The following is a 25,106-nucleotide window of genomic DNA, read 5'->3' as shown; positions in this document are numbered from 1 at the left end:
GTTACTGGAGCAGCTGCCCTCGGATAAGTCCGTAGTCTTCGCGCAGCCATCGGGTGAACTGGTCGCCGTCCATCTCGGTGGCCTGTACCCGCGGTAAGGCGCAGGGGTCGTCACTGCCGATCGCAGGCATAGGCACGCTGGTGCACGCGACGTCGATGCCGAGTTCGCGGACCGCAGCCCGGGCAGTGTCGTCGAAACGCCCGTACGGGTACGAGAATCGAGTGATCGGACGGCCGGACAGCTCCTCGATCTTGCGGTGTCCGGCGCTGATCTGCGTGCGCTGTCGATCGGCCGGAAGGTCTGTCAACGAGACGTGGTCGAGCGTGTGACTGCCGAGGGTGATCAGCGGGTGATCTGCGAGTTGCGCGAACTGTTCCGCGTCGAGGGCCACTCGCGACGTTGGCGTCGTCGCCATTCGACCTCCCCAGGCCAGCACATGATCGATCGCGTCGTCCTGCTCGGTCGGCTCCAGCACGACGATTGCGTCCCAGAGCGCGCGAAACAACGCTTGACGGGAGGTTGTGATCTCGCCGCTGTCGGCACGCCAGCGCGCATTCGTCGCGCTGTCGCCGGGGCGCTCGTTCAGCGTGAAGGTCCGCCGGCCTTTTCCGAACGGAAAATCCAGCCGATCCGGTAGTGGTTCACCGCTCGGCACGGCGCGTTGCAAACCGTCCCACCAGAATTCGCGGGTGCGACCGACGGCGTTTCCGATGACAAAGATGGTCGCCGGAATCTCGTAACGCTCGAGTACCGGCAATGCGGCGACAAGATTGTCGACGTAACCGTCGTCGAATGTCACGGCCAACTGGGAACCGGTGCGCGTGTAGGCATCGCTGCCCGCAAAGTTCGCGAGGTCGACGGCGGCACGCGCCTGGGCGAGTACTGCCATCTGGTCGTCGAATGCGTTCGGGGAGACGCAGATTGCCCAGGGGTCGTAGATCTCCTCGCTGATGCAGTGGTACATCAGGATGCCGCCGCGGCGCCGTTGTTTCCGGGTGCGTAGCCGGAGCATCCGGGCGAGGGCGTCACGCCTCGACATCGTCGCCCTTGCGTGCCGCGACCGTCACGATGACGGGGTACTCGGGGTCGAAGACGTTCAGTTCCTGCCTCTTCAGTTCGCGGTCGGCCATGCCGTGCAGGAAGGCGGTAGCCGACAGCACATTGCCGAACGCCCGCACGTCGACGCTCTCGCGGGGGAAGGGGCCGTCGAACAGTCGATTCACGGCCAATTCCGTGAACGACCAGTACCAGGTCGAGTTCCACACCGGGTCGGCGATCTGACTGATGCCGGGCACGGTGCACAGCACCACGCCGCCGGGCTTGAGAATGCGATGGAGCGTCGCCACTGCGGCGTTCGTGTCGAAGATCATCTGCAACGTCTGCGTCAGGATGATGCAGTCGTAGGTGTTGCTCGGCACGTTCGGTGCGTCGGTGAGATCGGCGACGTAGGTCGCGTCTTCCACGTCTGCGACGTGCAGCATGTCCGAACGGGTGACACCCTCACCGAAAGCCTCGGTGTAGGTCCGCTCGCCGATCTCCAGCACGGATCCGGTGATCAGGTGGCTGTTCGTGTCGAGAAAGCCCTCGATGTAGAAGCGATCGATCGGACGTCCACGCTCGAAACCGTATTCACGGCAGATCGGCTCGATCCTTCGGAGGTCGCCGAAACGAACCTTGCCGACGCGCGGCTTCTGCCGCCGATCATTGATTGCTCGGAGCACACGGCGGTAGTTGTCCTCACCCAGAACCGTGCGGGCAAGTGAAGTCCTACTGCGCTGGAGAAGCGTCATCGTCAATCCGTTCTCGGTGTCGGCCAACGGAGTCGGCACAGCAGGCGCAGTCGTCCGAGACCTGGGAACCAGCTGTGTACTCCCTGTGAGTTAGGCGAACCTTACCTAAGGTGGATGCGGCAGCTGTCAGGGGGTCCCGCTGGAATCTCCCAGGGGCGAACGAAGAGCGCGGTGCGACCGGAACGACGACGACGCCGCACAGGAGTCCCACCGAAATAGCGGGGACCTGTGCGGCGTCGAGTCGAGCTATGTGGTTGTGCTTATCGATCTGCCTGCGTGGCCGGGAGGATACGTGCGCTGACCTCACCGAACCCGATGCGTGAACCGCCGGCTGCTGGTGCGGTGGCCGAGATGGAGATGACATCTCCGTCTTCGAGGAAGGTGCGAGTCTCGTCGCCGACAGCGACGGGTTCTTTTCCGCCCCAGGTCAGTTCGATGAAGGCGCCGCGCTGGTTCTTCTCGGGGCCCGAGATGGTTCCGGACGCAAAGAGATCGCCGGTACTCGCGACCGCTCCGTTGATGGTGGTGTGGGCCAACATCTGCGCGGGTGACCAGTACATCTGCGCGTACGGCGGACGGGAGACGACGTGACCGTTCCACTCGACAGCGAGGTCGATGTCGAGTCCCCACTTTTCCTCGCCGCGCAGGTAGGGGAGGGGTTCGGGATCCTGGACGGGAGTGTCGATGCGGGCAGCTTCGAGAGCGAGAAGCGGGACGACCCACGGGGAGATGGACGTGGCAAAGCTCTTGCCCAGGTTGGGGCCAAGCGGGACGTATTCCCACGCCTGAATGTCGCGGGCAGACCAGTCGTTCACGACAACGGCTCCGAAGACGTGGTCGGCAAATTCGTCAGGCGTGATGGAATCGCCCATCTTCGAAGGGGTTCCGACGATGAATCCCATCTCGGCCTCGATGTCGAGGCGGCGCGACGGTCCGAAATCCGGGTTCGCCTGGTCAGGGCTCTTGCGCTGGCCACAGGGACGAATGATGTCGGTGCCGGATACGACGACGGTGCTCGAACGCCCGTGGTAGCCCACGGGAAGGTGCTTCCAGTTGGGCATCAGGGGAGCGGAATCCGGGCGGAAGAGGCGGCCGAGGTTGGTGGCGTGATTCTCCGAAGCGTAGAAGTCGACGTAGTCGGCGACTGTGATCGGCAGATGCATCTCGACGGAGTCGATGGAAAAGACTGCGTCGGAGGGGATTTCTCCGGTTGCAAGTTCGGTGATCTGGTTGCGCACGGATACCCAGCGATCGCGGCCTTGTGCCATGAACGCGTTCAATGTCGGTTCCGAGAAGACGGAATCGCCCAGTGCCACTGCAAGGTCGATGACAGAGTCACCCACTCGAACGCCGACACGCGGAGCGCCGCCTGCGGGGGAGAACACACCGTATGGCAGATTGTCGAGCCCGAAGAGCGAGTCGGCGGGAATGTTGATGGTCGTCATGGTCATGTGAGTGTTCCTTCTGTCTTCTCGGACCGGTTGATCAGTCCCAGGTCTTCGAGTTCGGTCAGGGGGTCCGAGATGCTGCAGGTGCCGAACGAGAGGAAGCGTCGACGCACGTCCTGGTCATCGAGTTCGGACACGCTGTGTGCGATAGTGGTTCCGTCACGTTCTGCCAGTGCGGCAACTACATCGGACCGATCTGCGCCGGTCGCCGCAGCGCCGACTGCCGACAGGATGTTGAGGAAGCCGTGCTGCTCGAAACCCGTGTCGGGATCTGTGTTCCGTACGGCATGATGCAGCCCTGCGGTGGCCTTGAACGGAATACCAGCGCGGACAACGGAAATGATGGCGTCAGCGAGTTCGTTCTCGTCGGGATACGCCTCGGCCTGAACGCCGCCGGTGCGGAACTTCGCGCTGTAACCGGCCTTTTCCAGCGCGGCAATGTAGCTGTCGCGTCGATCGTCGCGGGGAACCTCGACAAAGATGTCGATGTAGGGATACGCGGCGTGAATGCGCGCCAGCTCGTCGAAAGCATGATCGGCCGCTACGCCGGAAGGTGTTCCAACCTCCACCGCTACGACGTCGACGCCGGGGATGGCCAAGGCCTTTGCCACTGCGGCCGCGACGGCGTCCGGGCCGGCAGGAACCGTGAGACTCAGTGCCAGAGGATGATCGGTAGAAACGTGAGCGGAGAGTTCGTCCAATCGCGGCGCGGGGAAGACGAACGGGCCGACCAATGCTGAGTAGCCGGCTTCGAGGTAGGACTGATGCGATGGAACTGCTTCGGCGAGAGGAGCATTGCCGGGTGGGAACAGGGCGGCGTCGTCGCACAGACCGCGCAGAAGTGGGGAGATGACGGTCATTGTGCAGGCCCCCGTCCGGCCCAACTCCAGGCGTAGTTGTCATCTTCGCAGGCCAATGCGCCTTCGCCGAGTTCGAGCGGCCGGAACGTGTCGACCATGACGGCCAGCTCGTCGAAGAACTCTGCACCGATGCTGCGCTCGTACGCTCCTGGCTGCGGGCCGTGTGCGTGTCCGCCGGGATGAACCGAGATGGAACCCTGGCCGATGCCGGAACCCTTGCGTGCTTCGTAGTCGCCGCCGCAATAGAACATGATCTCGTCGGAGTCGACATTGGAGTGGTAGTACGGCACGGGAATCGACAGCGGGTGGTAGTCGACCTTGCGTGGCACGAAGTTACAGATCACGAAGTTGTTGCCCTCGAACGCCTGATGCGCCGGCGGCGGCTGGTGAACGCGGCCGGTGATGGGTTCGTAGTCGGAGATGTTGAACGTGTACGGGTACAGGCAACCGTCCCAGCCGACCACGTCGAAGGGATGCGTCGGGTAGACCATGCGGGTTCCCACGATGCCGGCCGACGTCCGGTGCTTGACCAAGACCTCCACATCGGTACCTTCGGCGATCAGGGGAGCCGTGGGTCCGTGTAGGTCGCGCTCGCAGAACGGTGCGTTCTCGAGCAACTGGCCGAATCGTGAGAGGTAACGCTTGGGCGGAACGATGTGGCTGTTCGCTTCGATCGCGTAGGCGCGTAGTGGCTTGTCGCCCTTGGGGATCCAGCGATGCGTCGTGGACATCGGGATGAGGACGTAGTCGCCTTCGCGTGCTTCGAGTGCGCCGAATACCGTTTCGACAGTGGCTTCACCGGATTCGATGTAGACCATCTCGTCGCCGATTGCGTTGCGGTACAGGGGCGATGCCGCGCCGGCAATGACGTAGGACAGGCGGACGTCGGCATTGCCGAGGATCAGGCGCCGTCCGGTCACCACATCCGTTTCGGCCCAGATACTTTCCGGGAACAGGTCGTGCAGCTTCAGATGCCGCGGTTTGAGTGGGTGATTGGGCGTGGTGCTCTGGTCACGCAGTTCCCAGAGCGTGGCGTCGACGATCGCCGACGGAATCTCGCGGTGGTACAGGAGCGACGAGTCGGAGGAGAATCCTTCTTCGCCCATCAACTCCTCGTAGTAGAGGTTTCCTGCTTCGTCACGGTGCTGAGTGTGACGCTTCGGGGGGACATTGCCGAGTTGTCGGTAGAACGCCATGTCCGGCCTCCTTCTGTGCTGTTTCCGTCTGACTCACGTTGACCAGATAGTAAACACATTAACTAAAATTATGTGACAGGTGCAACCCTTCAGGGGGTGCGGGTTGTGTTGTTAGTTCCGTCCGCGCACGTCGAACTGGCTGCGATTGCTGATCAGTTTGTCCAGGAGCATCACAAGAATCCGCTGCTCAGCTTCGCTGAGGACGCTGACCCACGCGTGTTCGCGCTCGTTCTGCTCGCGAAACGCCTCGACCATCGCGTCTCTGCCCATCTCGGTCAGGTAGAGCTGCACCGAACGGCCGTCGTTCTCGGTAGGGCGACGATCGATCAAGCCGTCGGCCAGCAACGATTTGGACAGATTTGATACGGCCGCCCGACTCATTCCAGTGAGCTCGGCAGCGGCTTTCGGCTCGATCGGCCCGGCCAGCCAGGTCACGAACATCAGGCGGAAGGATGACCACGACCAGCCGCGTGGTCGGTGTATCGACGACTCGAGGTCATACGTGACCACGTTGGATGCGCGGTTGAGTGTCAGGAGAACCTCGGTGGCGAGGTGGTGGCGAAAGCCGTGCTCGTCGGACAGTCTTTTGTTCGCCAACTCGATGAACGACCAAAAATTGAGCTCTCCGGCCGTTCCCTGAGTTTCTTCTGCTGCGGCTTCCATGGCGTCACTCTAGCGCGATCAAGAGGCACATTTGTATATGAATGTACTAAAAAGGCGCGAAGCCCCTGTGCGCCTTCCCGGTAGTGCCGACTACCAAAAAGGCGCACAGGGGGGGGCGGAGCCCCCTACAACTCCGCTCGCACCAGCTTTGCCGCCTCGACGAGGTTACGCAGCGACGCTTCTACCTCGACCGGACCTCGCGTCTTCAAGCCGCAGTCAGGATTGACCCACAACCGTTCCACCGGGACAGCCTCGAGTGCTTCACGCAGCGAGCCGGCAATCTCGTCGACGCTCGGCACCCGCGGAGAGTGAATGTCGTACACACCGGGGCCGACGCCAAGGTCGAACCCGACGGCGCTGAGGTCGTCCAAAACCTCCATGTGCGAGCGGGCCGCCTCGATCGAGGTGACATCGGCATCCAGTCCCGCGATCGCGCCGATCACGGCACCGAACTCCGAGTAGCAGAGATGGGTGTGGATCGCCGTGGAATCCGCGACGCCCGACGTTGCCAGTCGGAACGACCCGACCGACCAGTCCAGGTATACCGACTGATCGGCGGCCCGCAACGGGAGCAGCTCACGAAGTGCGGGCTCGTCTACCTGGATGATGCCGATGCCGGCAGCCTGTAGGTCGACGGTTTCGTCCCGAATCGCCAGTGCAACCTGATTGGCGGAGTCGGCAAGTGGCTGATCGTCACGCACGAACGACCACGCCAGAATCGTGACCGGTCCCGTGAGCATCCCCTTGACCGGTTTGTCGGTCAGTGACTGCGCGTAGGTGATCCAGTCGACTGTCATCGGCTTCGGCCGGGAGACATCGCCGTAAAGGATCGGCGGACGTACACAGCGTGTTCCGTACGACTGCACCCAACCGTTCGCGGTCGCGAAGAATCCCTCGAGCTGTTCGGCGAAGTACTGGACCATGTCGTTGCGTTCGGGTTCTCCGTGCACGAGCACGTCCAGGTCCAACTTCTCTTGGAGCGCAACCACATCCGCGATCTCGGCGCGCATGCGCGAGATGTATTCGTCTCCGTCGATCTCGCCCTTGCGCAATGCCGCACGAGCCACCCGAATCTTGGATGTCTGCGGGTACGAACCGATAGTGGTGGTCGGAAGGGGAGGAAGCGACAGCAATTCGGCCTGAGCTTTACGGCGCTCTGCTGCCGGTGCGCGGTTGGTCGCCGAATTCAGCACGGCTTCAAGACGCCCACGCAAGCGTGCGTCGTTGAGTCGCTTGTCGTCCCTGCGAGTCGACGCGGCGGCGCGAGCGAGGCCGAATTCGTCCTCGACGGATTCGCGACCCTGGGTCAGTGCGGTCGCAAGTGTTGCCACTTCCCGCACCTTTTCGGCGCCGAATGCAAGCCACGAGCGAAGGGCTTTGTCGAGATCAGGTTCCTGCGAGAGTGAGTACGGAACGTGCAGGAGTGAGCACGACGTGGAGACGGCAAGCCTCTCGACGCTGCCGAGCAGCCCGCCAAGCGTGGACAGCGCCGAATCCAGGTCCGTTCGCCAGATGTTACGGCCGTCGACAACTCCGGCGACTACCAATTTTCGGGCGAGGTCTGTGACGGAACCTATCGAATCATGTCCTGCGACAAGGTCGATCGCAAAACCGTCGACTGCGGTGGACGCCAGGGCGGGCAGTGCATCGCCCAACGAGCCGAAGTATGACGCCAGCAAAATTGCCGGTCGGTTCGACAACAACGAAAGCTGTTCGTAGAGCGACCGCGCGGCCTCGATCTCCTCGTCGGTGCGGTCGCCGACGAGCGCCGGTTCGTCGATCTGTACCCACGTGGCCCCGGCTTCGGCAAGCTTGCCGAGAAGGTCCGCGTACAGCGGAACCAGTTCATCGGTCCGCGTCAGAAGAGGTTCTTCGGTTCCGACAGCCTTCGAGAGGAGAAGGAACGTGACGGGTCCGATAACGACCGGGCGAGCGGGAATTCCGTCGGCGAGTGCTTCCGCCAGTTCGCCGAGCACCTTGGAGGCGTCGAGCGCGAAAGTCGTCGACGGTGAAATCTCGGGGACCAGATAGTGGTAATTGGTATCGAACCACTTCGTCATCTCGAGCGGTGCGATGGTGTCGGTGCCGCGTGCGGCCGCAAAATAGCGGTCCAACGGATCGGCGACGGAGGCGACCCGCTCGGGCAACGCCCCGAGAAGCACTGCCGTGTCGAGCATCTGGTCGTAGAAGGAAAAAGTGTTGACCGGGATGGAGTCGAGACCCTGGTCACGAAGGTCGGCCAAGCCCTGCCGACGGAGGTCACGAGCTACTCGCGCCAAGGCGTCGGCGTCGATACGCCCCGCCCAGTAGCTTTCGATGGCCCGCTTGAGTTCGCGATGAGGACCGATGCGCGGAGAGCCCAGCACGGTCGCGGTGAATGTTGTTGTCACGGAGTTTCTCCAGATTGCCATTGCACTGATGGCCACTGCCGGCAGACGGGTACACCTCATGAGGCCGCGATCAAACATGCGACCACTTCTCGAGATCTACGCGCCCATTCCACGAGGCGGTGGACCGTCGGGCACGGCGTGCCCGACACAGTCGGCAGGTCTTCGGACTCGCGGGCTCTCGATCGTGGTGATCGAACCTACTGGCCGTCGCTTCCCAGGCAAGATGCCCAGTGCATGTAGACGGCGGTCGTTCCTGCTTACCGCTGCGGGACAGTCCCGGATTTTCACCGGGTTCCCTCTCACTCCGTCAGCCTGGGCTGACGGAGCTTCGACGCCAGGAACGGTCTTCGGGGCTCCTCATGACCGCGCCGGGCGAACCAGCTGCGTTGCCCAGCATAGGGCCACGAGCGTCGGAGCAGGAAAAGGAGTGCCTGTATGCCTTCTGTCGACGGGCTAGGCGCGCCACGAGTACGAGTTGGAGTCGGGAGGGACGCGGGGAAGATTTTCCGATGATCGGAGATTTTCTGCCATTTCGACAAGCAGGGCCTGTGATGCCGGAGAAAGGTCGACGACCCGGGACGTGAGATTACGTAGGCGATCATTGTGAAGCTGTGCGAGCAGAATGTGGTCGGAATCGCCGCTTGCAAGAAATGGCACTTCCTGGTCGGGGTTGAAAAAATAGTCCGGAGTCACTTCGAAGAATCGGGCGAGGGCGGAGACAACTTCGGGTGAGGGATTGGTTCGGACGCCCGTGCGGAGTTGCGACAAGTAGGGAGTCGAGATGCGACAACCGTCTTCGGTCATGCTGCGCACAACCATGGCGTTGGTGACGTGATTGGGGGCGGACTCGAACAGCGCATTCAATCGTTGGCTGAATCTCTGCGCCATGAGCCTTCCCCCTGTGTTGTCCGCTCAACCATCTGATAACTGGTAGGTAACCATAGGTGGGTCGGTACTCCGCTACTTGGTTCCGCAACGTGTTGCTGTGGAACCAGGTAACAGGATACGTGAAGATTTGGGTCAGAACTGCAGGCGGGAGAGGGATTGGCATTAATTGCGACGGAATTGCCGGATACGGGACTCTATGTGGGGACCCTGCTCTTCTTATAACCAACCGTTGGATTCGGCGATTCGGGCAGATTCTCCGCGCGTTGCACCACCGGTCTTCCCCATCGCGGACGACAGGTGATTGCGAACGGTGCCGGCTGACAGGAATAGCTCGGCGGCGATAGCTGCAACGGGTGCGCCGGCCTTCGCGGCGCGCAGTACTTCGGTTTCGCGGTCGGTCAGCGGAGATTCGCCGCTGACAAGGCTGTCTGCCGCCAACGTGGGATCTACGACGCGCAACCCCGCATGGACACGTCGCACCGCGTCGGCGAGTTGCCGCGCCGGGGTGTCCTTGACGACAAAACCGGTGGCCCCGGCGTGCATCGCCTTGCGAAGAAATCCTGGCCGCCCGAAGGTTGTCACGATCAGCACGCGTGTCTGTGGGAGCGCTTCCAGCAACGCCGACGTGGCAGCGATCCCGTCCATCCCCGGCATCTCCACGTCCAGTAGCGCAACGTCGGGGCGGTGTTCCATAGCTGCCGCAACAACCTCGTCGCCTCGACCAACTTCCGCGACCACGGTCAGATCGGTTTCGAGATCGAGGAGCGCCGCCAGGGCGCCGCGAACCAATGCCTGGTCGTCGGCAAGTAGTAGCCGAATGCTCACGTGTTCTCCTGTTCATGGACCTGCAGTGAAAAGCCCTGGTGCGCGGCGCTGTTGATGGTCAGACGGGCTCCCGCCGCTGCGGCGCGTTCACGCAGTCCGGTCAACCCGTTGCCGATCGTCGTATTCTCGCCGGAGATCCCGTCGTCGACAATTTCGACGCTCTTCTCGTCGATGGTTATGGTGCATTGTGTTGCGGCGCTGTGACGTACGACGTTGGTGACGCCTTCCCGAACGGTCCAGGCAAACAACTCCCGCAAGTGGCGTGGGACCATTTCGGTACTGTTCGGGGAATGGTCTTCGATGCCGGCGGCACGGAGAACCTCCCGGGCACGGGCGATCTCGACGGGAAGTGAGATGGTTCGAAAGCCGTTCACGGCCGAGCGCACATCAGCCAAAGCGTCTCGGGAAAGCCGTTCGAGATCGTCGAGTTCACTGCGAGCTCGCTCGACGTCGACGTCCAACAATCGGTTGGCCAGTTCGGCTTTGACGGTGATGACGGTGAGCGAATGTCCGAGGATGTCATGGAGATCGCGCGCCATTCGAGCGCGTTCTTCCATGACGGCACGCAGTTCCTGTTCTTCTCGTTCGTGGACCATCGCAATATTGCGTCTGATGAGGGACATGACGCCCCACGTGGCAAACGCGGCGGCGCACACTCCGAGTGACAGGCCCGAATAGTTTCCCCATCCGGCGCTGACGCTGACGATTTCCACCGAAGCGGCAATGGCCAAGGTGAGAATGCCGCCGGCCACGGTCGGAAGCATTGTGACGGCCGTGACCGCGAGGTAGGGCGCAGTTGCGAGACCGGTCGGCCCGACACTGACGATGATCACAGCAGCGAGTGCAGTCAGACCGGCCAACGTGAGTACCGCGCGGCGAACTGTCGGTTCCCCGCTGAGGGTGAGACGGCGCTGCTGTACCCGGGCAAAGGTGTAGAGGTAGAGAGCGCCGAAGGTAAGCGTCGCAAGAATCCCTGCCCAGCCGCGTAATTCGTCGCGAAGGTTCCATCCCTCGATGAGGGGACCACCGAGAAAAATCATCCACACGGCGGCAAACAGAATGCCGAAACGATTCCGTCGCGGCATCGCGGCGGAATCGATTGGGCGAGTGGTCTCCGACAACTACACACGCTCCGTATCTTGTTGGAACCGCCAGATCGCTCCGGCAGCGAAGACGGCGAACCACACCAGAATATTGACGATCCACGTCCAGTGGACGCTATTGCCGGTCAGCGGCGCGTGCGCCAGCGCGTTGATGCCGAACATCGGAGTGAATTGAGCGATGGTCGCCCACACCGAACCATCCTGGAGCGGAACAAACAGGCCGCCGCCGAATGCCAGCAGTGCGAGCCCGGGACCGAGCAGTTGCATGACGTTCTCACTCGGCAGCAGGTATCCCATGAACAGGCCGAAGGCCGCGAAGATCGACGATCCGAGCCAAGCGATCAATGCCGTTGTGAACCACAATGATCCGTCCATCTGAGCAGAGGTGAACGAGCCGACAACATAGACAACGAGGATCGACGCGAGACCGAGCAGCATGGCCATGATCAATTTGACGGCGATGTAGGCGACCGGAGTCAACGGTGTCAGCCGAAGTTGCCTGCTCCACCCGGATGCCCGCTCGATCGACACCATCGCGCCGCCGCTGGTGGTTGCGAGCATCGCGCCGTACAACGCCATGCTGATCATGATGTACGCCGCGACGTTGCCGTGCCCGATGTCATGAGCGTCGTCGCTTTGCCCCAACCCGAAGACCAGGTAGAAGACCACCGGCATGACAAGTGTGAAGAGCATCGTGCGCCGATTACGGGTCAGGCGACGCAGTTCCAAACGCAGCAAGGTCGTGTTGAACCCGCCCAGTGGTACGACGGTTCGTTCTGTTGCAGTGGTCATCACTTCTGTCCTTCGGAGTTGTTCGACGTGAGTGCGATGAAGGCGTCTTCGAGTCCGCGCGAGACGATTTCGAGATCGCGGGCCGCTGTGTTGTTCAGGAGGAACCGCGCGACAGCATCGGTGTTGCCTGAGTGCACCGTCAGTGCCTCGCCGCGCAGTTCGACGGCATCCGAGTGCGGGATCGCGCGTAGAAGTTCGTCGGTCAGGCCAGGAACCCGCGCGTGCAGGGTTCGTCCGGACGCCATGGCTTTGACCTCGGCGGTGGTTCCGTCGGCCACGATAGTTCCTTGCCGGACCAGAATGATGCGGTCGGCGTAGACGTCGGCTTCTTCGAGGTAGTGCGTCGCAAACAGAACGGTCCGCCCTTGATCCGCGTCGGCTCGGATGGCCGACCAGAAGTCCCGGCGCCCTTCGACATCCATGCCGGTGGTCGGTTCGTCGAGGATGAGAAGTCTCGGGTCCGACAGGAGGGCCATCGCAAATCTCAGGCGCTGCTGCTGCCCGCCGGAGCACTTGCTGACGAGTCGTCCGGCGATGTCGAGGATTCCGGCGCGGCGCAGGACTTCGTCGACGGGGCGAGGGTGTGCGTACAGACTCGCCGTCAGTTGCACCGTCTCGGCAACTGTCAGTTCTTTGAGTAGTCCGCCGCTCTGCATGACCGCGGAGACCAGTCCGCGGGCTATCGCTGCGCGCGGCGCCATCCCGAAGACGCTCACGTCACCGGATGTCGGCTTCGACAGGCCGAGAATCAAGTCGATGGTGGTGGTTTTTCCGGCGCCGTTCGGGCCGAGAAACGCCACTATTTCACCGGGGCGAATACTCAGGTCGATGCCGTTGACTGCGCCCACATCGCCGAAGCGCTTGTGAAGTCCGGTCAATCGAATGGCGTCGTGTGCTCGTCCGTCAACGGGTGGATGCAGTGCCTGTGCTGAGGTCATACCTCGAATCTGCCGGTTTTCGGCAGGGTAGCCCTCGTCGATCCGTCATTCTTCGGCCATGACATTTGTCATTGGTTTGGCAGTCGCGGGTTTCGGTGGCTGCTGGCCGAGGCGGGCGAGTACCAGGCCGACGATAATCGCTGCGCCGCCGATGCCTTGGATGACGGTGATGGATTCGCCGACAAGTATCCAGGCTGCGATCACTGCGCACAGGACCTCGGTGAGGGCTACGAGCGACCCGATTGTGGGTCCCAACAACGTGATCGCGGCGATGCCGGTGAGATAGGCGATGACGGTACTGACGACGACCAGAATCACTATCGGCAGCCACACTCCCACAGAATGGCCTGCCACGACGGTGTTCGACGACGAGAATGCAAGGGGGAGTGCGCCGATCACTCCGAGTAGTCCGATGAGTACTGCGCTGACAGTCAGCCCGGACGCTGCGAGCACAACAGGGTGCAGATCGCCGTCGGCCCGTTCGGAAATTACGAAATACACTGCGAGACAGGCAGCTGCTGCCAGTCCCCAAGCGACGCCGTCGGCACTGATCTCTGCCGAGCCGAAGACATCGATGACCACGGCCGCGCCTACCAGGGCGATCGCTGCTCCCAGAAGCGTCTGCACGCTCGGTCGTGCGCCCTTGGTGATCCACACCCATCCAATGACGATGATGGGGGCCAGGTACTCGAGAAGGAGCGCCACGCCGACCGAAAGATGTTGCACCGCATTGAAGAAACACAACTGCACTCCGGATATTGCGAACACGCCGTACAGTAGTACCGTTCGCGTGTGGGCCGTCACTTGCCGCATACGACGCCACTGGGTTCCCAGTGCAATCACCATCATCACGAGTGCGCCGCCGGCAACGCGCGCGAACACCGCGCCTCCCGGCGACCAACCGGATTCGATGAGAGATTTGGCGAAGGGGCCGGAGACGCCGAAGGTCGCAGCGGACAGTAGAGCGAAGATCAAGCCGTTGCGAGAGTTCACGTCGTCACCCGTCAGGAGTAAAAGCGATTACGATGATGACACTAGGTTGACAATGCTCAGGAGTCAAAGTGAATTTTGCTGATGACACGGAATCGGCGCTCGTCTTCGCTGCGTCGTTGGTGAACACTGCTCGAGGAGGCGGCGAACTTCTGCCTGATCAGGAAGAACTGACTCGATTTCTCGATGCGGACAAGTGGACCGGGCGACGCGACGGCACGCAGAGCGAACTCGATGCGGTGCGGGCGCTACGTCCACGTCTGCGACAGTTCTGGGAAGTGACCGAAGTGGACGACGCCGTCGCGGTGGTGAACACGCTGCTGGCCGAATCGGGAGCGCAGCCGAGACTCGCCCGGCACGACGATCTCGGGTGGCATCTGCACGTCACGGCGGACGATGCGCCCCTCGTCGATCGGATGGCCGCCGAAGCGGCGATGGGTGTGCTCGATCTGATCCGCACTGGGGAGTTCTCGCGTCTGCAGTGGTGTACCGCTCCTGATTGTGACGCAGTATTCGTGGATCTGTCGCGTAACCGATCAAAGCGGTACTGCGACACCGGAAACTGTGGGAACCGGGCTAATGTCGCGGCATATCGTGCGCGAAAATCCGCTGACTGACAGGTGTATCCGGAGAACCGTGCTAATCGAATCTGAAGGGATCGACGATGCATACAGCGGGAATTATCGGAGGCGGTATCGGGGGCCTGGCAACGGCGCTGGCGCTTGCGAATGCAGGCTGGTCGGTCACAGTGTTCGAGCAAGCGCCGGTTCTTACCGAGGTGGGCGCCGGAATCACGTTGTGGCCGAACGCACTTGCCGCACTCGATCACCTTGGAGTGGGCGATGAGATCCGGAGCAGAGCCGCCCCAGGTTGGGTGGGCGGAATACGCAATCGCCAGGGTCGGTGGTTGATGCGGACGAGTGAGGAGAGATTCCGTGCGCTGCACGGCAATTTTGTCGCCATGCACCGCGGCGATCTGGTCGATGTTCTCCACACAGCGCTTCCCGAATCGGTGACTTTACGATTCGGCGGTGCAGTCACAGGGATCGATGTGGGTGGCGCGATTCGTTGTGGTGATCGCCTCGAAGAGTTCGATCTGATCGTCGGCGCCGACGGAATCGACAGCCTCACGCGGCGAACGATGTTCCCTGAGTATCCGGTGCCGCAGTCGCTGGGGGTTCGCGCGTGGAGGTGGATCGTTGATGACTTCGGCAGTGTTGACGTGGGTGGGATCCTCGGCGCAGGAGGAGAATTCGGCATCGTTCCGCTGGGGAACGGGCGGTTGTACGTTTTTGCTGCAGCACGGCTGTCCAAGGGCGCCCCGGACCCGTCGTTGGATGATTTTCTTCACTGGCCGTCACCTGTCCCCGAGCTCATCTCTGCAGTTGTGCCGGAGCGGATTCTTCGCCACGCCATCAGAGATCTTCCAGCGCTACCGTCCTTTGTTCGAGACAGCGTTGTGCTCGTGGGTGATGCCGCGCACGCGATGGGGCCGCATCTCGGTCAAGGTGCATGCCAGGCTCTCGAGGATGCTGTCGCGCTCAGCGCTCATGCTCATGACTTGGCGACCTACGACTATCTGCGCACCAAGAGAACGCATCGCCTTCAAAAGCGTTCGCGTCAATCCGCCCGAACAATCCTCACTCGCGGCGTCGGCGCTACGCTCGCTCGCGACCTGGTACTGCGAGCTCTTCCCACCGAGGTGTTTCTTCGCGGTCTGGGATCGAACTTCAGCACTCGACACATGATGTAAAACACCATTGTCGGACCCCAGCTGTGCCCTTTGCTCATGCCGCAGCTGATGAACTGCCCGGATCCTGCGTGGTCGCAGACGGGGCTTTGTGCGGTGACGGATCGTCCCCGTAGGTGTACTCCGTGTTGGTTTGGCCGTTCGCCTTCTGGATGGTCAGTGGCTTGGCGAATTCTCGTGTCCGGACCGGCAATTAACCACCAAAGCGTTGTTGAGTGCCCGGCGCAACGGCGTGGTTGAGGATGAGAAGTGCATGTGCGGGCTTTTTGTCGACGAGTAACCAGCGATGCCGAAGGTCGGCGTCATGCCGTATGAAGTCGCCCGCCTCGAGCTGCCACGAACCTTCGCCTTCGACCTCCACTTCAAGGCTTCCGCTGATCAGGTAGACCGCCGCGAGCCCGCTCGACTGGAACCATTCAGAGATGTGAACCTCGGGTTCGAGTCTGTACTCGGTAACTTCCAAACTCGTGTTGCGGTCGAACAACAACGCGTGGCCGATGGCCGCATCGGGCCTGCTCGACACCGGCACGGGGCTACCGCTTCCGGCGCGGACGATCGCTACTCGGCTCGGTGAGCCCAAGGGGCTGGGCATGAGCTCTCCGGGGGCGACGTTAAGGACTGTGGCAAGACGGTAGATCGTGACCATCGAGGGCATGCTCAACCCGCGCTCCACATGGCTCAGGAACGGTTGGCTGATGCCGGCGCTAGAGGCCAGTGCCCTCATCGAGAGCCCTGCGGCCTCTCGCCGAGTCCGCACCGCGGCACCGATCGCCACAGCCAACTCGGTCTCATCGTCGGTGGTCTGCGTCATTAACAACTCCGTAACACCCAGTATAGCTGCAGGAAATACTCATGGCCCATTTTGATAGTTGTCAGCTATCGCTTCGTCACTTCCACTTCAGTATGGAGTCTAAAGATGTCCGTTCACTCCACCGATCAACCCGTTAGTAGTGAGTCTCCATCGGAAGCCGGATCTTCGCGATTCACGATCGAGCAACGAGGCATCGACCATGTGCCGGCGAGTGAACGCCATGGCTCGGTGCGATCGGTGGCGCTGATGTGGAGCGGCGCGATGATGAACGTCACCGGCATCGTCTTCGGCGCCCTCCTCGTATTACTCGGTCTGAACCTCTGGCAAGCAGTCGCAGCGATTCTGATCGGTAACGCGACATGGATCATCACCGGTTTGTGTTCGCTGCCCGGGCCGGCTGCCGGCACCACCACGTTCGCCGCGAGCCGCGCTCCCTTCGGGCGCAACGGAAATCGACCGATTGCATTCTGCAACTGGATAATGCAGATCGGTTACGAGTCACTCGATCTGGTGTTGATGTTTCTGGCTACGTCGGTTCTCCTCGGTCAGGCCGGGATCGATTTGGGCACTCCGCTCGAGGTCGTCGTCATCTTGGGCTTGGCGGTTACGCAGAGCATTCTGCCTATCTTCGGTCTGTCGGTGATCATGAAGGCGATTCGAATCCTGTTGATCCCGTTCACTGTGCTGTTCGCGGTGCTGGTTGTGCTCGTGTTCGACTCCGTGGATGTCCAGACGGGCACGGCCTCCGGTGGCACCGCCTTGTTCTTCGCCGGTGTCGCGGTGGCGGCGTCAGGAAGCGGTCTGGGATGGACACCGAACGCCGCCGACTATGCCCGATATCTGCCCGAGTCAACCAGTCGCGTTCGCCTGGTGGTGGGCACCGCGATCGGAGGCGCTCTGCCGCAAACCCTGCTGATGCTGCTGGGTGCGGCCGTCGCCACTGCAGTCCCAGACGCCGTCGATCCCATCAGCGGACTACCGTCGGCTCTGCCGTCGTGGTTCCTGACTCCCTATCTTCTTGTGGTCCTGCTACAGCTCACCGCGCTCAATGCGATCAACCTCTATTCCTCGGGAATGACACTGCAGGCGATGGGTATTCGAATCAGTCGTTGGCAAGCCGTCGTCGTCGATGCCGTTGTCTGCGCGATCGTCGCGATCGTCGTGACGTTCTCCGGCGACTTCAACACATTGCTTGGGAACTTCCTGCTCTTCATGATCGTCTGGTTCGCACCGTGGGCGGCGATCATGGTCGTCGACTATTTCCTGCGCTCGGGCCGGTACGACATAGCGTCACTATCCGATGACGGCGGCCGGTATCGCCGGGTTCTCGGCTTCAATCCGGCCGGCGTCACTGCCCAGGTCGCCGGCATGATCGCGGCATTGCTCTGCATCAACACCACGGTCTTCACCGGCCCCATCTCCAAGGCATTCGACGGCGCCGACCTCAGTGTGCCAGCCGGCCTGGTGGTCGGGGCGCTGACCTACTGGGCGCTGGCACGCACATCAACCCGTAACGAGAGCACAGTCACCGAAAGGCTCAGCGCATGAACACCATTCCCCTCGTCGATCTCGAACAGTGGCGCACCGGATCCTCCTTGCAGCGTGCGAAGCTGAGCGAACGTGTCGACCAGGCCCTGCAAGGGTCCGGATTCCTGTTGATCTCGGGCCATGGAATCGATCCTGAACTCCGCGCGCAGATTCGGGCCGCCGGATCGGCGTTCTTCACCAGCGGCCCGGCGACCAAACATCGATACCGGACCCACGTCGGTGGGCGGGGGTGGATCCCCTCGGGTGCCGAAGCCAACGCTTTCGTCGAAGAGGCTCCGGGTCCAGCCGACCTCAAGGAGACCTACACGAACGGCTGGGACGACTACTCCACCGGTGACCCCGTGGTCGATAACGAATGGTTCGCGCCCAATGTCTGGCCGACCGAAGTGCCGGAGTTCGAGCGGCTGTGTGCGACGTACACCGAGCAGATGCGTTCCTTGGCAGCAGAATTGCTGACCGTCTTCGCTTCGGCACTGAATCTCGATCCCGACTGGTTCACCTCTCGGACCGACCGCGCACCACATTCGTTCAACCTCAATCGATACCCGGCGATGGCCGAGACCGGGATTGCAATCGACGGCCAATACCGGATCGCGCCGCACACCGATTTCGGGGTCATCACCATACTCGACCGTCAAGCAGGCTACGGCGGGCTCCAGGTCGATACCGGTGACGGCAGCTGGGTGAATGCACCGTTCGTCGATGATGCCTTCACCATCAACATCGGTGATCTGATGGCTCGTTGGACGGGCGATCGGTGGCGCTCGACCAGGCACCGGGTATTGCCTCCGTCCGCGCACGACCCCAACGAGGAGTTGATCTCGTTGATCTTCTTCTTCGAAGCCAATCACGATGCGGTGATCGAGTCTTTCGGTCCGCCGATCGGACGAGCGCACGCCTACCAGCCCGTCACGACTGCGGACTACCTTCGCGCCCGGTATTCCGCGATCACCATCTGACGAACGCCCAGACCACCCAACACGCGAGGACGACATCCATCATGGCATTTGCCCGCAACGCCGGAACCGACTTCCAGGTCCCGATCATCGATATCTCGACGTTCACAGGCGGGGCCGATATCGATCGGCAATCAATCGCCCGCCAGGTCGATCTGGCTGCATCCACCGTCGGATTCATGCAGGTGGTCGGGCATGGCATCCAACCGAAAGTGCTCGATCGGTTCACCGCGGCCACCGACGAATTCTTCGCGTTGCCGGAGTCCACCAAACGCAAATACTCCACACCGCCGCACATCAACCGCGGATACACCCCACCGAGAGCCGAGGCGTTGGCAAACTCTCTCGGGATCATCACCGCCGCAGATCTTTTCGAGGCGTTCAACATCGGCGTCGACCCTGCCGACCACGCCTCTCCGGACCTCGATCCCGTCGACTACGCGCCCACCATCTTCCCCAGCGAGACAACCGACTTCGAATCTGCCGTTACCGCTTGGTTCGGCGAGGCCCGACGCGTGGCGCACACCATGGCCGACATCTTCGCCCTGGCTCTGCATCTACCGATCGACTACTTTCGGCAGTTCACCACGCACTCTCTGGATGTACTGCGTATCAACAACTATCAACTGCCCCACCCCGACGTCACCTTGGAATCCGAGCAGATGGGCATGGGAGCGCACACCGACTACGGTATCGTGACGGTCTTGTGGGCAGATCAGGTTCCAGGACTGGAAATACTTGACAGTCAGCGGGTTTGGCACCCCGTACAGCCCGCCGACGGGGCACTGTTGGTCAACCTGGGCGATGCGCTGGCCCGCTGGACCAACGATCGCTGGATCTCCACCATGCACCGGGTAGCGCCGCCACGCGTCGACGGCCGGCTCGTGCCGCGACGCTCGGCGGCCTTCTTCCACGACGGCAACCCCGAGACGGTCATCGCGTGCCTGCCGGGTTGCACCGGTCCCGGCAATCCACCGCGATATGAGCCGGTGACGGTCAAAGAGCACATAACCGCCAAGCTCCGCGGGTCCCGGGGGCGGGAACCGAATCCCCATGCGATCCGGGAGGCCGCTCGCCTCACTGGCAGTACATCATGAGTAGCACATTCACCGTTGCCACCCTTCCGAAGATCGAATTGCACTGTCACCTCGAAGCCGCCCTGCCGATCAGCCTCGTTTACCTTCTTGCGCAGCGGAACTCACTGAACCACTTGCTTGCGCCGGCGCTGGGTGCCTACCAGAGCGTCGCCGACATCGACGACTACCTGAAGGGCTACGACGCCACCGCCCATCTCCTGCGCACAGCAGGCGACTTTGCCGAAGCCGTCGACACGTACTTGCATTCGGTGGCTCAGCAGGCCGTCCGATACGTCGAAATCTTCTGGAGCCCCGTGGTCCATCTCGACGACGCGGTGCCCTACCGCACCCAACTCGCCGGCATCATCGACGGCATCGAACACTCCACCTCCGGCGTCAACTGTCGCCTGATCCCGGCCATCGACCGCTCCCGCTCACCCGCCGAAGCCGCCCAAGTGGTCGATTACATCATTGAGTGCAACAACGACCTCGTGGTCGGAGTCGGCCTGGACTACGATGAAACCCTGGGCCCCGCAGATACTTTCATCGAGCCATTCGCTCGCATACGACGCGCAGGACTACGCGCCACAAGTCATGCCGGCGAAACCGCCGGGTCCGACAGCATCCTGGACAGCATCGACCTGCTTGGCTGCAGCCGCATCGACCACGGATACGCAATACTGAGCAACGACGACGACCTACAGCGATGCCTCGATGCCGGTGTCACTTTCACCGTCAGCACTCGCGCGGCCGAACTCTTGAAGACCTGGGGTCTCGAGGTCGCGGGCGCTCCAGCAGACATGTGGCGCCGGGGACTCCGCATCTCACCGGCCACCGACGCGCCCGCACACTTCGGAACAACACTCACCTCCGAGCACTCCATGCTCGAGGCCGCCGGATTGACGGTCGCCGACCTTCACGACATCCAGTTGGCATCGGTCGCCGGTACCTTCCTTGACGAGACCGACCGCCGTACCCTGACTGCCGAACTCAGGACCTGATCCGAGTACGTCGACACGGGACCGTCTGTAACTGTACCGATGCGCACAGCACTAACCGGCGCCGGCGCTACGGTCGTGTCGGACCCCGGTTGTACCCTTCGCGCATGCCCACCGCTGATGAACTGCTCGGAGCCTCCGTAGTCGCCGATCTTGCCCTGTGCCTTGAACAAGAGTCGGGACGCACGCGATTGGCCGCTGTTCGCGAGAGCTCATCCGGCTTTGACGGCCTCAGTCTCGGTGAGCGCACTCGTGTGGTGCGAGACGCGATGATGTCCGACCTACCCGAGGAGTTTCCGCGCTTTGCCGAGGTAATCCGGCTGGCGTTGCGCGACGAGGCCTTTGCGGGCTGGATGATCTGGCCGGTCACGGAAGCTGTTGCAGTGATCGCCACGCGCAGTGGCCGAAATACAGATTTCGACGACGGTATGGCGCTACTCGCCGAACTGACCTCGCGTCTGACGAGCGAATTTGCGATCCGGACCTTTCTCGACGCGAATCCCGCGCGAGCGCTGGAGATCGCTCTCGGATGGACCGATCACCAGGACGAGCATGTTCGACGCCTCGCCAGTGAGGGCACCCGGATGCGCCTGCCATGGGGTAGGCGGGTGAAGGCGTTGACGGAGCACCCGGAGTCCACGGTCTCGATTCTCGACGCGCTGTACCGCGACGACTCGGAATACGTGCGGAGATCTGTCGCCAATCATCTCAACGACCTCAGTCGCGCGGACGCTGCATTGGCGGTATCGATCGCCAAGCGTTGGCTCGGTGATCCCGACGCGGCTACGCCCAAAGTGGTTCGCCATGCACTGCGCAGCCTGGTGAAAGCCGGCGACGTCGATGCGTTGGCTCTGCTGGGCTTTGCGGCACCCACGGATATCGTGATCTCGGACTTTGTGATCGATCGCGACGCCGTCGATCTGGGCGGAGACATCGCATTCGGTTTTGCGGTGAGTAACAACGGCGGTGAGTCCGTGACTGTGGCAATCGACTACATAGTCCATCACGTCAAGGCCAACGGACTCACCAGTCCGAAGGTGTTCAAGCTGACCACGCGCGCACTCGCGCCCGGGGCCAGTGCGAAGGTAGCCAAGCGGCATTCCTTCAAGCCGATCAGCACGCGGCGGTATTACGCGGGCACGCATTCCGTCGAGTTACAGATCAACGGGGTTACACAGGGCCTGAGATCTTTTCAGCTCGAAGTCGCTGCGGACGATAACTGACCGAGGGATAGCCGTCGTCGGGGTCGATCGTGACTTTTGCCCGGACTCGGTAGACCTGTTCGACCAGTTCCTCGGTCAGCACCTCGGTCGGTGTACCAGACGCAACCACCCGTCCGCGTTCGAGCACCACAAGACGGTCACAGAACATCGCCGCCACGTTGAGGTCATGCAGCGCAATGTAACTGGTCACCGGAAGCGTCGACACCAGTGACAGGATGTCGAGTTGGTGTGAGATGTCGAGGTGGTTGGTCGGCTCGTCGAGCAGCAGCACGTCCGGTTGCTGAGCCAGCGCGCGGGCGATCTGCGCGCGTTGGCGTTCCCCGCCGGACAGCGTGTGCCACAAGCGTCGTCGCATCGAGATCATCCCGGTGTCGGCGAGCGCCTGATCTATTGCGTCGTCGTCGGCTTCCTCGCCGGAACCGAACAGTGTGCGGTGTGGAATGCGGCCGAGCCTCACGACGTCGAGCACACTGATGTCGACCTCGGTGTGGGCGTGCTGATCGACCACCGCGATCTTCCGGGCAACGGTGCGTCGGCGAACGTTGCTGATGCTGGTGCCGCCCAGCGTGACATCGCCCGAGTCAGGAGACGTGACTCCAGCCAGGATGCTGATGAGTGATGACTTCCCGGACCCGTTGGGGCCGAGGATCCCGATGGTGTCACCCGGTTGCGCAGCGACGCTCACCCGATCGAGGATCAGGTTCTTTCCGCGATGCCACACGATGTCGTGTGCCGCGAGGCTCATGCGCTTCTCCTCATTCGGAACAGGATGACAGCAAATGCGGGGACGCCGATCAAAGCCGTCACAACACCGACCGGAATCTCCTGGGGCGCAAACGCAGTACGCGCGATGGCATCCACCCACACCATGAAAATCGCACCGATCAGCGCCGTGGCAGGGAGTAAACGGCTGTGTCTCGAACCGACCAGAAACCGGGCCGCATGCGGAAGCACCAGTCCCACAAAACCTATCGCCCCCGCAGCGCTGACCAGTGCGGCCGTGATCAGCGCTGTGATGGTGAGAAGGAGTAGCCGAACGCGCTGCACCGGGATTCCGAGCGTCGCGGCGGCGTTGTTGCCGAAAGTGAAGGCGTCCAACGCCGGTGCCTGGACGAGACACACAAGGATTCCGACGGCTACCACTGCGCCACACAGAACTACGTCCGTCCAGCCGGCACCGGCCAACGAACCGAGAAGCCAGAACAAGACGCCTTGAGTCTGCTCGGCGTCGGCGGAGGAAATGACGATGAACGACGTGAGTGCCGAGAACAATTGTGTGCCTGCAACACCTGCCAAGACCACGCGGGACGTGCCACCGCCTGCGCCCGCAGCAAGCAGCATCACCAGGCCGAACGAGACGACGGCCCCGGCAAATGCACCGGCGGACAGCGAGATAACGCCGCCGCCGATGCCGAGCACCGCGATCATCACCGCACCGGTCGAAGCCCCGGACGAAATTCCGAGAACAAAAGGATCGGCCAGTGGATTACGGAGCAGCGACTGCATGATGACGCCGCACACTGCGAGCCCAGCACCGCACACTGCAGCCAAGAGTGTTCGGGGAAGCCGCAATTCCCAGACTATGCCGTCCTTGATGCGGCTGACGCCGGACGATCCGACACCCCAATGCTCGAGCACTACGGCGTAGACGTCGCGAACCGACAGATTAGCCGGGCCGATCGTGATCGCCAGCGCGATCGAGAATCCGAGAACCACCAAACCGATCAGGAACAGCACTCCCAGAGTTGACCGGGATTCGAGACGCGCAGTGCGCGTGCTCAATTGGCCAAGCCCCAGTCACGCAGCGCGGTAGCGGTCTTCTCGACACCGTCGATCGTGCGGATCGAGGGGTTGAGATCGGCGCCGTTCACAACGATGTACTTCTTGTCCTGCACAGCTTGCAGACGCGAGGTGACAGGGTTGGATTCGAGGAAGGCGATCTTGCTGGCCAGAGCGTCACCGTCGATACTGCGCCGACTCAGGTCCGCGAGCACCAAGGCCGTTGGGTTGCGATCGAGGATGGTTTCCCAACTGACCTGGGGCCATTCGTCCGTCGTATCGGCGAAGATGTTCTCCGCGCCAACAGATTCCGTGATAATTCCGGACGAGCCACAGCAACCAGCCATGTACGGAGTCATGGTGTCGGCAAACCAGAATGCGAGTGAGACCCCGGACGCATCGACGGAATCGGACGCTTTCGCGAATCGATCCTGTAGTTCGGTGACAAACTGCTCACCTCGATCACGCACGTCGAAAATTGCTGCCAAGTCCCGGATTTCCTGGTAGACAGTCTCGATCTTCAACGGTTCGGTGCGAGCGCCGTCCGCATTCGACGCCGAGGACACCTTGCCGTCGCAGCCGTTGTCGGTGGGCGAGAGGTACGTCGGTACGCCGAGCGCGGCGAACTGATCTCGGCTCGCGACGCCGCCCTCGGCAATCGTGGAGGCAAACGAGGCCGATACGAAATCGGGTTCCGTGTCGAGGACAACCTCGAACGACGGTTTGTTGTCGGCAAGGCGCGGGACTCGATTGTTGTCGGCTGCGAGGTTCTCGCGAACGGGATCGGTCCACGTCGCGGTGCCGACCATCCGGTCTGCGAGACCGAGGGACAGCAGAATCTCGGTGGAGCCTTGGTTGAGGGAGACCGCACGTGTCGGTGGTGCGTCGATCGTGACTTGTCGACCACAATTGTCGATGGTCAGGGGGTAGTTGGACGAGCTGGCGTCACTCGCGGTGACGGAGTCGTCGGAGGCGCCGCAGCCGGCCAGACCAAACGCGAGAGCCGAGGTGGCAACAACTGCTGATGTGAAGCGCATAAAACGCATGAAGAGGGAACTCCTTGCTCAGGGCTCGATCGCGGA

At 62.1% G+C, this 25,106-nt stretch carries 24 protein-coding genes and 1 riboswitch; of the genes, 7 read left to right on the top strand and 17 right to left on the bottom strand.

The annotated features are described in order from the left end of the window. Position 1 precedes the first annotated feature (1 nt). The 13 genes from EEB13_RS24130 to EEB13_RS24070 all read right to left on the bottom strand — a co-directional run bounded on the left by EEB13_RS24130 (position 2) and on the right by EEB13_RS24070 (position 13,886). The gene (locus EEB13_RS24130) at positions 2 to 1,039 is read right to left on the bottom strand and encodes a polysaccharide deacetylase family protein (RefSeq protein ID WP_261984634.1); all 1,038 of its coding nucleotides are present in this window, start codon (positions 1,037 to 1,039) and stop codon (positions 2 to 4) included. Next, the gene (locus EEB13_RS24125; protein ID WP_261984633.1) at positions 1,026 to 1,829 is read right to left on the bottom strand and encodes a class I SAM-dependent methyltransferase; all 804 of its coding nucleotides are present in this window, start codon (positions 1,827 to 1,829) and stop codon (positions 1,026 to 1,028) included. The genes EEB13_RS24130 and EEB13_RS24125 overlap by 14 nt, the downstream gene beginning before the upstream one ends. A 221-nt stretch (positions 1,830 to 2,050) precedes the next feature. After that, positions 2,051 to 3,235, bottom strand: a complete 1,185-nt coding sequence (fahA, locus tag EEB13_RS24120) for a fumarylacetoacetase (protein ID WP_095888696.1) — start codon at positions 3,233 to 3,235, stop codon at positions 2,051 to 2,053. A gap of 2 nt (positions 3,236 to 3,237) precedes the next feature. After that, positions 3,238 to 4,098 carry a GrpB family protein gene (locus tag EEB13_RS24115; RefSeq protein ID WP_141486443.1) on the bottom strand — a complete coding sequence of 287 codons (861 nt, stop codon included), beginning with the start codon at positions 4,096 to 4,098 and terminating at the stop codon, positions 3,238 to 3,240. Further along, a complete protein-coding gene (locus EEB13_RS24110; protein WP_033234024.1) occupies positions 4,095 to 5,294 on the bottom strand; it encodes a homogentisate 1,2-dioxygenase in 1,200 nt (399 codons plus the stop codon). Before EEB13_RS24110 ends, EEB13_RS24115 begins: the two co-directional genes overlap by 4 nt. A gap of 111 nt (positions 5,295 to 5,405) precedes the next feature. Then, positions 5,406 to 5,957 carry a MarR family winged helix-turn-helix transcriptional regulator gene (locus tag EEB13_RS24105; RefSeq protein ID WP_033234025.1) on the bottom strand — a complete coding sequence of 184 codons (552 nt, stop codon included), beginning with the start codon at positions 5,955 to 5,957 and terminating at the stop codon, positions 5,406 to 5,408. Between the two features lie 125 nt (positions 5,958 to 6,082). Next, positions 6,083 to 8,347 carry a 5-methyltetrahydropteroyltriglutamate--homocysteine S-methyltransferase gene (metE, locus tag EEB13_RS24100; RefSeq protein ID WP_141486442.1) on the bottom strand — a complete coding sequence of 755 codons (2,265 nt, stop codon included), beginning with the start codon at positions 8,345 to 8,347 and terminating at the stop codon, positions 6,083 to 6,085. 135 nt (positions 8,348 to 8,482) lie between these two features. Beyond that, positions 8,483 to 8,684, bottom strand: a riboswitch (cobalamin riboswitch). A 116-nt stretch (positions 8,685 to 8,800) separates the two neighbouring features. Continuing rightward, a complete protein-coding gene (locus EEB13_RS24095; RefSeq protein ID WP_033234026.1) occupies positions 8,801 to 9,235 on the bottom strand; it encodes a helix-turn-helix domain-containing protein in 435 nt (144 codons plus the stop codon). A gap of 216 nt (positions 9,236 to 9,451) precedes the next feature. Next, complete coding sequence (locus tag EEB13_RS24090; RefSeq protein WP_033234027.1) at positions 9,452 to 10,060, bottom strand: response regulator transcription factor; 609 nt, start codon at positions 10,058 to 10,060, stop codon at positions 9,452 to 9,454. Beyond that, positions 10,057 to 11,145: a sensor histidine kinase gene (locus EEB13_RS24085; protein ID WP_261984632.1), complete on the bottom strand. Its 1,089-nt coding sequence runs from the start codon at positions 11,143 to 11,145 to the stop codon at positions 10,057 to 10,059. Before EEB13_RS24085 ends, EEB13_RS24090 begins: the two co-directional genes overlap by 4 nt. Positions 11,146 to 11,181: 36 nt before the next feature. Then, positions 11,182 to 11,955, bottom strand: a complete 774-nt coding sequence (locus tag EEB13_RS24080; RefSeq protein ID WP_092806503.1) for an ABC transporter permease — start codon at positions 11,953 to 11,955, stop codon at positions 11,182 to 11,184. Further along, positions 11,955 to 12,893 (bottom strand): ABC transporter ATP-binding protein, encoded by a 939-nt coding sequence (locus EEB13_RS24075; protein WP_045068910.1) that lies wholly within the window; start codon positions 12,891 to 12,893, stop codon positions 11,955 to 11,957. Before EEB13_RS24075 ends, EEB13_RS24080 begins: the two co-directional genes overlap by 1 nt. Before the next feature lie 45 nt (positions 12,894 to 12,938). After that, positions 12,939 to 13,886, bottom strand: a complete 948-nt coding sequence (locus EEB13_RS24070) for an EamA family transporter (RefSeq protein WP_141486440.1) — start codon at positions 13,884 to 13,886, stop codon at positions 12,939 to 12,941. 68 nt (positions 13,887 to 13,954) lie between these two features. Between EEB13_RS24070 and EEB13_RS24065 the strand changes: the two genes are divergently transcribed. Together EEB13_RS24065 and EEB13_RS24060 are read left to right on the top strand one after the other, a co-directional pair. Next, complete coding sequence (locus EEB13_RS24065; protein ID WP_141486439.1) at positions 13,955 to 14,500, top strand: CGNR zinc finger domain-containing protein; 546 nt, start codon at positions 13,955 to 13,957, stop codon at positions 14,498 to 14,500. A gap of 47 nt (positions 14,501 to 14,547) precedes the next feature. Then, positions 14,548 to 15,636, top strand: coding sequence for an FAD-dependent oxidoreductase (locus tag EEB13_RS24060; protein WP_141486438.1), 1,089 nt, complete (start codon positions 14,548 to 14,550; stop codon positions 15,634 to 15,636). 190 nt (positions 15,637 to 15,826) lie between these two features. Here the strand turns inward: EEB13_RS24060 and EEB13_RS24055 are convergent, their stop codons facing one another. Further along, entirely contained in the window at positions 15,827 to 16,444 is a 618-nt protein-coding gene (locus EEB13_RS24055; protein ID WP_033234034.1) for a helix-turn-helix domain-containing protein, read from the bottom strand. 105 nt (positions 16,445 to 16,549) lie between these two features. On the opposite strand from EEB13_RS24055, the gene EEB13_RS24050 reads away from it, so the two are divergent. The 5 genes from EEB13_RS24050 (at position 16,550) to EEB13_RS24030 (ending at position 22,245) form a co-directional block, all read left to right on the top strand. Further along, the gene (locus EEB13_RS24050; protein WP_033234035.1) at positions 16,550 to 17,992 is read left to right on the top strand and encodes a purine-cytosine permease family protein; all 1,443 of its coding nucleotides are present in this window, start codon (positions 16,550 to 16,552) and stop codon (positions 17,990 to 17,992) included. Then, positions 17,989 to 18,951 (top strand): isopenicillin N synthase family dioxygenase, encoded by a 963-nt coding sequence (locus EEB13_RS24045; RefSeq protein WP_141486437.1) that lies wholly within the window; start codon positions 17,989 to 17,991, stop codon positions 18,949 to 18,951. The genes EEB13_RS24050 and EEB13_RS24045 overlap by 4 nt, the downstream gene beginning before the upstream one ends. A gap of 41 nt (positions 18,952 to 18,992) precedes the next feature. Then, entirely contained in the window at positions 18,993 to 20,045 is a 1,053-nt protein-coding gene (locus EEB13_RS24040; RefSeq protein WP_033234037.1) for an isopenicillin N synthase family dioxygenase, read from the top strand. Next, complete coding sequence (locus EEB13_RS24035) at positions 20,042 to 21,025, top strand: adenosine deaminase family protein (RefSeq protein WP_141486436.1); 984 nt, start codon at positions 20,042 to 20,044, stop codon at positions 21,023 to 21,025. Before EEB13_RS24040 ends, EEB13_RS24035 begins: the two co-directional genes overlap by 4 nt. Before the next feature lie 104 nt (positions 21,026 to 21,129). Then, positions 21,130 to 22,245, top strand: coding sequence for a DNA alkylation repair protein (locus EEB13_RS24030; protein WP_141486435.1), 1,116 nt, complete (start codon positions 21,130 to 21,132; stop codon positions 22,243 to 22,245). Here EEB13_RS24030 and EEB13_RS24025 read toward each other — a convergent pair. The 3 genes from EEB13_RS24025 to EEB13_RS24015 are packed head-to-tail and all read right to left on the bottom strand — an operon-like array spanning position 22,193 to position 25,070. Further along, positions 22,193 to 22,990 (bottom strand): ABC transporter ATP-binding protein, encoded by a 798-nt coding sequence (locus EEB13_RS24025; protein ID WP_141486434.1) that lies wholly within the window; start codon positions 22,988 to 22,990, stop codon positions 22,193 to 22,195. The genes EEB13_RS24030 and EEB13_RS24025 overlap by 53 nt on opposite strands. Continuing rightward, on the bottom strand, positions 22,987 to 24,027 hold the full coding sequence (locus EEB13_RS24020) for a FecCD family ABC transporter permease (RefSeq protein WP_141486433.1): 1,041 nt from the start codon (positions 24,025 to 24,027) through the stop codon (positions 22,987 to 22,989). The genes EEB13_RS24025 and EEB13_RS24020 overlap by 4 nt, the downstream gene beginning before the upstream one ends. Beyond that, a complete protein-coding gene (locus EEB13_RS24015) occupies positions 24,024 to 25,070 on the bottom strand; it encodes an ABC transporter substrate-binding protein (RefSeq protein WP_033234042.1) in 1,047 nt (348 codons plus the stop codon). Before EEB13_RS24015 ends, EEB13_RS24020 begins: the two co-directional genes overlap by 4 nt. Between the last annotated feature and the right edge of the window lie 36 nt (positions 25,071 to 25,106).

This window comes from Rhodococcus sp. WS3, assembly GCF_003797085.1.
GTDB lineage: Bacteria > Actinomycetota > Actinomycetes > Mycobacteriales > Mycobacteriaceae > Rhodococcus_F > Rhodococcus_F globerula.
This window is presented reverse-complemented; position numbering and strand designations above follow the sequence as displayed.